The following is a 10,961-nucleotide window of genomic DNA, read 5'->3' as shown; positions in this document are numbered from 1 at the left end:
ATTCAAGGAAGTTTTGAGATATACCAAAAAAGTTCTATTAGGAGTGATGCCAGAAAGATTCATAAAACTACCAAATTTCATCACAGAAGGAACAACATATTGTAAACAGTTATCCTTTCTGAGCTGAAATTACTCAACAAAAAATCTCTGTAATAACCTTGTCATCATCTCTTCAGTCTATTCCATCAACCATATTTGACAAAGAGCCAGTTTTTATTGACAGAGTTAAAAAAGTATGATATACTTTATACGATTAGAAAGGGTGCGTAGCTCAGTGGGAGAGCGCTTCCTTGACGCGGAAGAGGCCGTAGGTTCAATCCCTACCGCACCCACCACCATTCAACTTTTTAGCTTTTCTCATATATATTGCTAAAAAAAGCAGGATGAACTTCATCCTGCTTTTGTTTTTTATAATTTATTTGTAATTTCAAAAATTTTATTTCTATATTTTTCATTAATACATATATAATCATTATCTTTAAAAATTAATTTTTCTTTATCGTTCGGGGCGTTTCTGATTACAGCGCTTACCAAGGCGGAAACCGATTTTTTGTTCTTCAATTCTAAGATTTCCATTATCTCTTCAGATTTCATCTTTCCTTTTTCGATCAATAATTCAAAAAACCTTGTTGTTAGTGGTTTTAAGTTTTTCACAAAGCTTCTTAATTCTTCTTCATTCCACTCTTTTTTTGATCTTCCACTTATCAATTGTTGTATTATTTCTACTCTCTTTTTTAAATCGTCAGAGAGCAGATAAAATAGAATTTCTCCATTTATTTCTGATTCATCCAACAATTCGATAAGAGAATCGAAAGTTTTGCTATCTATGGTAACTTTGTAATTTTCATCTCCGTATTTTAGGCTACCTTCTTCGTAAATAATATTGAAGATAGAAAAATAACTTTCTAAAAGTTTTGAATATAAAAAGTCCCTTAACTCATAACTTTCAAGTGTTTTGAGTAATTCGTGTGTTGACTGAAAATCTTCTTTTCTTTTAATTTTACTAAAAACAAGCTCTTGAAGTTTTTTTTGATTCTCTTCTTTTAACAGGTCTTCCCCTAAAAATTTTACGAGCATTTCTAGTTCATCTTTGTACATTGCGCGTGGCTCCTTAATTATTTTGAAAATAATTTTTTGTAAAGTTTTATTATAGAATATTTTAGCACATATAATTTAGAAAAATCAATCTTCAATTTGACTTATTGTTATAACTATTATATAATTGGAATATACCAATAAGAAGGGAGTGAGATTAAAATGGAAGAAGCCCCTATTCCGCTCTATTATAAACTTTATCTGGACTTAAAAAGAGAATTAGAGGAAGATTATAAAAAAGGAGATAAGTTGTTGACAGAGAACGAGATATGCGATAAATTTGGTGTTTCACGTTTGACCGTAAGAAGAGCCTTGGAAGAGCTCTCTAAAGAAGGTTTAATAACAAGAAAAAGAGGACAAGGTACGTTTTATACAGGGCAAAAGCAAGAAGAAGAATTAACCAGGCTTACAGGTTTTACTGATGAAGCAGCAAAGCAAGGTCATAAAACAAAATCCATTGTATTAGAAAACAGGCTAATAGAAATTCCTCCCGAGTTAGTTGAAGAGTTTAAAGTTCCAAAAGACGGGAGGGTAGTACTATTAAAAAGAATTCGATTTTTAGATGAAGATCCCTATGCAATCGAAACAGCATACTTGAATCCCAATGCAGATATAAGGGTATTGAACATAATAGAAAGGGATATGTCAAAAGAATCGTTATATAGAATACTAACTAACGAATACGGCATAAAATTCACTCATGCTATTGAAACTCTCGAGGTAACAACTTTAAACAAAGAACAAGCTAAATATTTGGCCCAAAGTGAAGGATCTATTGCTGCATTGAGAACGAGATATACCTATATAGAAGATAAAAAGTGTATTGAATACGTTAAATCAGTTTACAGAGGGGATAAATACAAATTCAAGATAGTCAGAAAGGCATAAGATTTTTCTGAGGAGGTAGTATAAAAGTGCACTATACATTAGATGAAATAAGAAGAATCCCCAATCTCTTAAGTCAGTTAAATGAGTTTGATTTTTCTTTTTCAAAAGAGAAAAAATATCTTTTTGTTGGTTGCGGTTCTTCATACAACATTGGATTTATAATGAAAGAAATATTGAACAAAAATGGCTATAAAGCAAAAGTGCTAACCGGTGGACATATTATGCTTTTTGATGATATTCCTGACAGTGATGTTGCAATTTTAATAACCAGAACCGGTGAATCAACTGAAACTGTTTTAGCGGCAAAAAAATTAAGTCAAAAAGGCATGAAAACCATAGGAATAACATCTTCAAATAATTCTTCAATTACTCAACAATGTGAGGAAAATATAATTTTAGATTTTGCTGAAGAAAAAAGCGTAGTTATGACGGGTTCTTTTGTTTTTATACTGGCAATGTTGCTAAACGGGATAGAAAAAAATGGTTATTATAATTTCAGTGAAAAAATCTTAGAAGATTCCGAAAAGATTATTGATCAGTTAGCTTTAGAAAAGTATGAACATTTTGTCTTTCTTGGGTACGATGAAAATTATGGCATTTCAAAAGAAGGCGCCCTTAAATTACAAGAGATGGCTTTACAGTACGTTGAATATCATGAGCCGTTAGAGTACAGACACGGTCCTATATCGACACTCACAAAAAAAACGTTGGTTATCTTAAATTCAAAGGGCATGAAAGAAGAGAAAGAATTGATCAATGATATCGAAAGGTTGGGTGGAAAAGTCTTAATGATTTCTGCTGATGGAGACGTAAAAATCCCAAACATGAAAGGATTTGAAGCTCCTCTAAGGCTCATTCCCATACAGTATTTAGGTTACAAAAAGGCCATCCAAATGGGGTACAATCCCGATTCACCTAAGAACCTTTCAAAATCTGTAAAATTGGGGGGGTGAGATAAATATGAAATTAGAAAACGTTTTAATTGTGGATCCTATAAACGGAGAATATACCGGAGATATAGAAATAAAAGGCAAAAAGATTTCTGGAGTTATAAGAAAAGATTATGGTTATAGAGATTTTAATGCCATAGTAATGCCTGGCTTTGTGGATCCACACACTCATGCACAAAAGGGTATAGATACGATGCATGCAACAAGGGAAGAGTTCAAAAGTTGGGCAAAAAATAATTTTTCATATGGTGTAACTACTTTTTTACCAACAACGGTCTCAGCCTCTAAAGAACAGATCCTAAAAGTTTTGGATAATATAGACGACGTAGGTTCTTCAATCGAAGGAGTTCATTTGGAAGGTCCTTATATAAATGTAGAAAAAAAAGGAGCTCAGAACCCTCAGTATATAAGAGATCCTTCCTTGGAGGAACTAAAAGAGATAATTAGCGATAAAGTGAAATTAATAACCATGGCACCGGAGGTTAACGGTTTTATTGAAGCAATAAATTATCTTAAAGAAAAGAATGTAGTAATCTCATTAGGTCATACTTCTGCGAATTTTGAGATCTTCAAAAAAGCTTTCGAATCAGGAGTTAACAGAATCACCCATTTTTCAAACGCATTAACACCCCTACATCATCGTAACATAGGGGGAACAGGTTCTGGCTTTTATTTTGATTTTAATATAGAAATGATATGTGATGGGATTCATCTTTCTCCTGAGTTTGTGATGTTGGTATACAAAATAAAAGGAGCAGACAAAATTATATTGATAACCGATTCTATAGCCGCTGCAGGGTTACAAGACGGTGAATACGAATTAGGTGGTTTAACAGTCACAGTAAAAAACAACAAAGCAACACTTAGCGATGGAACGATCGCTGGGAGTACACTACTTTTCAACGAAGGTGTCAAAAATTTTAAAAGATTTACCAATTGTACACTACAAGAGCTTGCAAAGGTATCCTCATACAACGCTCTTCAAGACCTACATATTTACGATAAGGGAAGGATTGAAGTTGGCTACTATGCGAACCTTGTCATTTTAGACAAAGACCTGAACGTAAAAGAAACCATCTTCGAAGGTGAAAAGGTATTTTAAACATTGTGTGCTATAATAAAACATAGAAAAAAGATAAACTCCCTAGGGGCGCTAAAGAAAGTATAAAAAATGGAGGTATGATTTTTGGAAAACAAAGAAAACAGTTTTGATGTTATTGTTGTAGGAGCTGGCCATGCCGGGATTGAAGCTGCTTTAGCCTCAGCTAAAATGGGAATGAATACTTTAATAATGAATATAAATTTAGACACTTTAGGATGGGCTCCATGTAATCCTGCCATTGGAGGCCCCGCTAAGGGCGTTGTAGCAAGGGAGATAGATGCACTTGGCGGAGTACAAGCGAAGGTAACAGACGAAACAATGATCAACATCAGAATGCTAAATACAAGTAAAGGTATCGCTGTTAGGGCTTTAAGAGCTCAAATAGACAAATACGATTACTCACAAAAAATGAAAGAAATCTTAGAAACTACAGAAAATCTAATTTTGAGACATGGAATAGCGAAAAACCTTTTAGTAGAAAACGGTAAAATAATAGGGTTAGAAACAGAATTAGGAATAAAATACTTTGCTAAAGCTGTGATTTTAACTACCGGAACATTTTTGAGAGGCAAAATCTTTGTTGGTAGGAACGCCTTTGAAGCTGGTAGAATGGGAGAACTTCCTGCAAATTCCTTGACATATTCTTTAATTAAAGAAGGTTTGGAAGTATCGAGATTTAAAACGGGGACGCCTGCAAGGGTGAGGAAAGATTCTATCGATTTTTCTAAATTTGATATCCAAGAAACCGCTGATGAACCTCTCGCTTTTTCTTACTGGAGTCAGCCAAAAGTCTTATCAAAGGATTATCCTTGTTATTTAGGGAGAACCAACAGCAAGACCCACGAAGTTATTAGAAAATATATCGCATTCTCTCCTTTGTATGGAGATGTGAAATTAATCCAGTCCATTGGTCCTAGGTATTGCCCTTCCATTGAAGATAAAGTTATGAAATTCAATAAGGATACCCATCAATTTTTCCTTGAACCGGAATCCAAACATTCAAAAGAGATCTATTTAAATGGATTGAGTACGAGTTTACCTTTTGAAGCACAGATTGAGATTTTGAAAACTATACCTGGTTTAGAAAATGCTATAATTGAAAGGCCTGCTTATGCCGTTGAATACGATTTTGTAAATCCGATCCAATTGAAACACAACCTTGAAACAAAAAAAATAGAAGGATTATTCTTGGCTGGCCAAATCAATGGTACAAGTGGTTACGAGGAAGCCGCAGGTCAAGGACTTATAGCAGGAATTAATGCTGCCCTAAAAATTAGAGGAGAAGAACCTTTCATTCTTGACAGGTCCGAGGCTTACCTTGGGGTTCTTGTTGACGACATTATCACAAAAGGAGTTGATGAGCCTTACAGATTACTGACTTCTCGAGCTGAATACAGGTTGTTGCTCCGACATGATAACGCTCATTTAAGGTTGTATAAGTATGGATACAAATACGGTTTACTAAGCAAAGAACAATACGAGCAACTTCATAGATTGGAAAATTTGATAAATCATCAAATTGAGAGATTGGACCAAATTAAGGTATCACCTAATCAAGTTAACGACATTTTAGCCTCAAAAGGCTCTTCAAAAATCACTCAGCCTGTTCACATGAGTGAATTACTCAAAAGAAGTGAAATATCTTATAATGATTTAAAACACTTAGACGAAGAAGCAGTTGAAGAAAAGGAAGTTATCGAACAAATCGACATTCACTTCAAATATAACGGATATTTTCAAAGGATGCAAGATGAGATCGCAAAAATGAAAGAGCTCGAAAAGGAAAAGATACCAAGCGATATAGAATATGACAAAATTAACAACATTGCCTATGAAGCTAAAGAAAAATTGAAAAAAATTAAGCCAGAAACTTTTGGACAACTCTTAAGGATACCTGGCATAAATCCGGCTGATGCTATAAACTTAAGAATTTATTTGAAGCAAAAAGATAAAATAAGGTAGTTAAAATAAAAACCGCCCCAATAGGACAGGGGGCGGTTTAAAAATTTATCTTACGGTGTATTTTAATATAAAGACATCTTTCTCAGCATCTGCACCTATATCTGATGATTGAGAATATCCTGCAACATAGAGGTTTCCATTATCATCAATATCGAGGGCATAAGCGACATCATCGCCGTATCCACCGAGAGATTTTTCACTTAACAAATTACCGTTATTATCGTATTCAAGTATAGCAAAATCTTTGTCACCGTTCAGGGTTGTAACGTATCCCGCAACGTATATATTTCCATTTGGACCTACGGCAACTGAATAACCGTGATCACTTTCTACATCTCCATAAAAACTTTCCCACAAAATATGTCCCTCTGGGTTAACCTTTACAACATAGATATCTGACCATTTTGAATCCCATGAACCTTCATAACCAACTGCTACGTAGCCTCCAGATACTTCTTTAACATCGAAGCCTCTAGCATAATCTCTTGGAGCAAAAACTTTGGTCCAGATTTCTTCTCCATTGGGATCAACCTTAGCCAGATAAAATTGGGTCTTATTTTCAAATAATTGTACTACCGTGCCTGCAATGATGAAATTACCGTCTGAAGTTTTTTGAATACTCAAAGGTTTAGTATCAGAGCCAGCAACAAAGTAAGGAAGCCACTTTTCAAATACAACTTTTCCTTCTTTATTCAATTTTACCATTTTTCCTCGCATGTTTAATGTATCAGGATCGGAACCATAGCCTACTACAACATAGCCATCCTCTACTTCTACAACAGCTGAACCTTTGTCGTTACCTAGTTTATTAATGTTCGTAGAGAATTTGTTGTTACCTATTTTTGAAACGTAGAAATCTGAATCACTTCCGTAAGAATTCGATGTTCCAACCAAGAGCATATCACCATCAGAAGTTAAAATTCCTTGATTTGCCCAATCGTTGTAATTTCCACCTAACTTGTTTTCATAAACTACGTTACCCTCTTGATCGAATTCCAAAATTAAAATATCTTCGTTGAATCCTTTTTCATTGGTGTATCCAAAAAGATATACCCCCTCATCTGTAGATTTTACATCGAAGATCTCCTGAGATCCACCAAGGGTGTATACTCTTCCCCAATCAAGGGTTAAAGAAGCCATCGCAAAAAGAGATACTGTTAACACCAATACCAAAACAATTTTTGATTTCACCACAATCCCTCCTATCTTTATATATTTTACTACCTATAGAATCTCTAAAACTTACTTTAAATCTAATTTCTAAATTTAAAATTATTGAAATTACAAAAAACATTTTCTTATTTATTATATCATAAAAATTTAAAAATTACACAACAATTTATAGAACACCAAAACTTTTACCTATTTTTTCAAATTTACTTAAAGCATAGTCTAAGTCTTCTGTACTGTGTAAAGCACTTATCATTACCCTTATTCTGGCTTTCCCTTTTGGAACGGTGGGGTAAACTATGCTAGATGCAAAAATACCTTCTTCATATAGTTTTGAGCTAAATTCTTTTGTTTTCTTTTCATCATAGATCATAACCGGGGTTATAGGGGTTTCAGTAACTCCGATATCATACCCCATTTCTTTTAGCTTACTTTGAAAATATTTGGCGTTATCCCAAAGTTTTTTTACTAACTCATTAGATTCATAAAGTGTTTTCGTTGCTTCTAAAGCTGCAGCCGTTTCTGCTGGTGACAAAGAACTAGAGAATAGAAATGGTCTTGCTTGTTGTTTTAAATAATCGATTAATATCTTTTTACCTGCGACGAATCCACCCACAACTCCAAAGGCTTTAGATAAAGTTCCAATTTCTATATCCACTTCGTCCGTCAAATTGAAATGATCCGCTATTCCCCTACCGTTTTCTCCTAATACTCCTTCTCCATGTGCATCATCCACCATTACTAAAGCATCATATTTTTTGGCTAGTTCCACAATTCCTGGAAGAGGTGCAATATCTCCATCCATGCTAAAAACACCATCAGTTATAATTAATTTTCTTCTACAATTATCTTTTTGTGCCTTAACCAATTGCTCTTCCAAGGAGTTTAAGTCTTTATGTTTCCATATGTATCTTTTTGCCTTCGATAACCTAACCCCATCTATTATGCTTGCGTGATTAAGTTCATCTGATAAAATACCATCTTCCTCATTTGTTATAGTAGGAATAACAGCTTGATTTGCGTTAAATCCAGATTGAACAACGAGAGTTGCCTCTACTTTTTTGAATTCCGCTAGCTTTTTTTCTAATTCTTCGTGAATCTTCATAGTCCCAGCTATTGTTCTAACTGCACCTGGACCTACACCCCAGTTTTTAATCGCATTAATAGCAGCTTCTTTAAGCCTTTCGTTGTTTGCCAAACCCAAATAATTGTTAGAACACATATTTAAAACCTTTTTACCATTGATATTGATCCAAGCGCCTTGTGCACTTTCAAGTGTTCTTATGGTGATAAGTAAACCAGAGTCTTCGAGCTTTTTCAACTCTTCTCTCAATTGTTCATAAAAATCCATAATCAAACCTCCTCCTCTTTTGTAACGTTTAAAACTATCTTACCGCTTTTCCCACTGGCCATCAATTCGAAAGCTTCTTCAAAATTTTCAAAGTCAAATTCATGCGTAACGACTTTACTTAAATCCAATTTATGATATTTCAGCCAGTTTATAGCCATATACCACGTTTCAAACATCTTTCTTCCAGTAATCGTGTGAATAGTAAGATTTTTAAAAACTGCGGTATTCATTTCAAACTTTATCTTGCTTTCAGGATAAACCCCTAAGATAGATGCCACTCCTGTGCTTTTTAATGATTTTATACCATCGTTCAGAGCGTTTTCATTTCCTGACATTTCAAGAAAGACATCTGCTCCCAATCCAGAGGTTATTTTTAATACTTCTTCAACTACAGACTTCTCCTTCGGATTTATAACTAAATCAGCCCCTAAAGATTTTGCCATATTGATCCTGTAATCAGAAGGTTCACTTACTATAATGAAAGCTGCTCCGGATAATTTGGCAATTTCTATCGCCATAGCGCCAATAGGTCCCGCTCCGGCAATTAAAACTACTTTACCTCTAAGATCGGCTGCAGTTGTTGTAAAAATCGCATTTCCCAAAGGTTCCATCACAGATGCATATTTTAAAGGTATACTTTCGTCGATTTTTATCAAAACTGTATCTGGTAGAACGGCGTATTCAGAAAAAACGCCATCTCTATCTACTCCTAAGATCTTTAAATTCTGGCATACATGCATATTTCCTGTTCTACACTGATGACAATAACCACAAGGTATATGACTGTCTGAAACAACTAAATCTCCAGGTTTAACGCTTTTAACTTCATTTCCAACTTCGATTACCCTTCCAACAAATTCATGGCCATCGATTTGTGGGAATTGCTTAATTCGGTCTTTTGCCCAATCATTCCATTCGTAAATATGTACATCAGTCCCACATATTGATACTTTCAAAATTTTAATCTTTACATCGTGTGGAGATTGTAAAGATGTTTCTTCTACTTCCATTAAGGATAATCCTTTTCCTGGTTTCGATTTTTCAATAGCCTTCATTTTTTCACTCTCCTTTAAAAGATAACTACTATTATATATAGTAACTCACTATGAAATTTTTTTCAATCTTCAGGAGAGTAGTTTATAGGCAAAAATAGACAATAATGGGTGATTATGGTCAATTAGCACAAAATTAGCAAGTAATTTTATAATTCATAAACCACAGTTCCGTTTATCAACGTCTTTTCAACAACGCTTCTGGGGTCAAAAGGATGACCACTCCACAACACCAAATCCGCATCCTTGTTTTCATCAATCGTTCCTAAACGTTCTTCTATCTTTAGAATTTTAGCTGGATTTATTGTTAACATTTTTAGCAAGTCTTCTTCTTTGGCGCCATATCTTAAAGCAGTAGCTGCTTGTATTGAAACGTGTTCTAAATGAGTTACTGGATGATCTGACATCAATGCAGCCAAGATTCCCTTTTCATTAATTATTTTTATCGACTCAAACCGCATATCCCTTGTTTCCAATTTCGTTCTAAAGCCGAGCAAAGGTCCCAAGATCAATGGAATATTTTTCTCTTTAATAAAATCAGGGATTTTATAAGCCTCTGTTGCATGTTCAATGACAAGGTCAAACCCAAATTCTTCAGATAACCTAATCGCCGTTAAAATATCGTCTTTTCTGTGTGCATGAATCCTTGCTGGAATTTGCCTATTTAAAACTTTCTCACCAATTTCAAATTTGATATCTGTCTCAGTAAAAGCTTTCCCTTCTTTTTCTGCGGATTTTTTCTTTTCAATATAGTTTCTAACTTTTGTAAAATAATCTCTTATTACTGCAGCGTTTCCTAACCTAGTAGATGGGGTTTTGTTGTAAGAGCCATAAACTCTTTTAGGATTTTCTCCCAAAGCCATTTTAAGACCAGCAGGTTCTCTTAAAACAGCTTCATCGGTTATTTGAGAGTTTAACTTCACTATGGCCCCCTGACCTCCAATAGGGTTCGCACTACCTGGTACTATCATCACTGTTGTTACTCCCCCAGATAGAGCTCTTTTTATAGCAGCGTCTTCCGGATAGAAAGCATCAATCGCCCTAACTTGTGGGGTAACAGGGTCTGTCGCTTCATTTCCATCTTGGTAAGAAGCTCCAACACCTTCTTCAAACAAACCAATATGGGAATGAGCATCGATAAATCCTGGAAAGATATACTTATTTGTTGCATCTATTACCTCGTCTGCTTTAACCTGCAGATCTTCCCCTATTTGCTTGATTATGCCATCTTCTATCAAAATATCTCCGACAAAAGGTTCCCTGGAAATAGGATAAATGTATCCATTTTTCAATAAAAGTGTTTTCATAAAAGTATTCCCCCTTTTAGTATTGTTGACTACTGTCTTAAGAATCTTTATTTATAGCGCCCCTTTGCCCCGCTCCCCACCCTT

The 10,961-nt window shown here is 34.7% G+C and carries 9 protein-coding genes and 1 tRNA gene; 5 read left to right on the top strand and 5 right to left on the bottom strand.

What is annotated here, in order from left to right; genetic code table 11:
- Positions 1 to 260: 260 nt before the first annotated feature.
- Positions 261 to 335 (top strand) — tRNA-Val (locus tag X926_RS09055).
- Between the two features lie 73 nt (positions 336 to 408).
- Here the strand turns inward: X926_RS09055 and X926_RS09050 are convergent.
- Positions 409 to 1,098: a hypothetical protein gene (locus tag X926_RS09050; RefSeq protein ID WP_103065854.1), complete on the bottom strand. Its 690-nt coding sequence runs from the start codon at positions 1,096 to 1,098 to the stop codon at positions 409 to 411.
- Positions 1,099 to 1,257: 159 nt separating this feature from the next.
- Between X926_RS09050 and X926_RS09045 the strand changes: the two genes are divergently transcribed.
- From X926_RS09045 to mnmG, 4 genes are all read left to right on the top strand, one after another.
- Complete coding sequence (locus X926_RS09045; protein ID WP_103065853.1) at positions 1,258 to 1,983, top strand: GntR family transcriptional regulator; 726 nt, start codon at positions 1,258 to 1,260, stop codon at positions 1,981 to 1,983.
- A gap of 26 nt (positions 1,984 to 2,009) precedes the next feature.
- Complete coding sequence (locus X926_RS09040; protein ID WP_103065852.1) at positions 2,010 to 2,936, top strand: SIS domain-containing protein; 927 nt, start codon at positions 2,010 to 2,012, stop codon at positions 2,934 to 2,936.
- A 7-nt stretch (positions 2,937 to 2,943) separates the two neighbouring features.
- On the top strand, positions 2,944 to 4,035 hold the full coding sequence (gene nagA / locus X926_RS09035; RefSeq protein WP_103065851.1) for an N-acetylglucosamine-6-phosphate deacetylase: 1,092 nt from the start codon (positions 2,944 to 2,946) through the stop codon (positions 4,033 to 4,035).
- A gap of 84 nt (positions 4,036 to 4,119) precedes the next feature.
- A complete protein-coding gene (gene mnmG, locus X926_RS09030) occupies positions 4,120 to 5,997 on the top strand; it encodes a tRNA uridine-5-carboxymethylaminomethyl(34) synthesis enzyme MnmG (RefSeq protein WP_103065850.1) in 1,878 nt (625 codons plus the stop codon).
- A 45-nt stretch (positions 5,998 to 6,042) separates the two neighbouring features.
- On the opposite strand, the gene X926_RS09025 is transcribed toward mnmG, so the two are convergent.
- From X926_RS09025 to X926_RS09010, 4 genes are all read right to left on the bottom strand, one after another.
- A complete protein-coding gene (locus X926_RS09025) occupies positions 6,043 to 7,188 on the bottom strand; it encodes an SBBP repeat-containing protein (protein ID WP_103065849.1) in 1,146 nt (381 codons plus the stop codon).
- A 148-nt stretch (positions 7,189 to 7,336) separates the two neighbouring features.
- A complete protein-coding gene (locus X926_RS09020; RefSeq protein WP_103065848.1) occupies positions 7,337 to 8,518 on the bottom strand; it encodes a glycine C-acetyltransferase in 1,182 nt (393 codons plus the stop codon).
- A gap of 2 nt (positions 8,519 to 8,520) precedes the next feature.
- Positions 8,521 to 9,573 carry an L-threonine 3-dehydrogenase gene (tdh, locus tag X926_RS09015; protein WP_103065847.1) on the bottom strand — a complete coding sequence of 351 codons (1,053 nt, stop codon included), beginning with the start codon at positions 9,571 to 9,573 and terminating at the stop codon, positions 8,521 to 8,523.
- 146 nt (positions 9,574 to 9,719) lie between these two features.
- Positions 9,720 to 10,877, bottom strand: coding sequence for an amidohydrolase (locus tag X926_RS09010; protein WP_103065846.1), 1,158 nt, complete (start codon positions 10,875 to 10,877; stop codon positions 9,720 to 9,722).
- Between the last annotated feature and the right edge of the window lie 84 nt (positions 10,878 to 10,961).

This window comes from Petrotoga sp. HWHPT.55.6.3 (assembly GCF_002895495.1).
Lineage (GTDB): Bacteria > Thermotogota > Thermotogae > Petrotogales > Petrotogaceae > Petrotoga > Petrotoga mobilis.
This window is presented reverse-complemented; position numbering and strand designations above follow the sequence as displayed.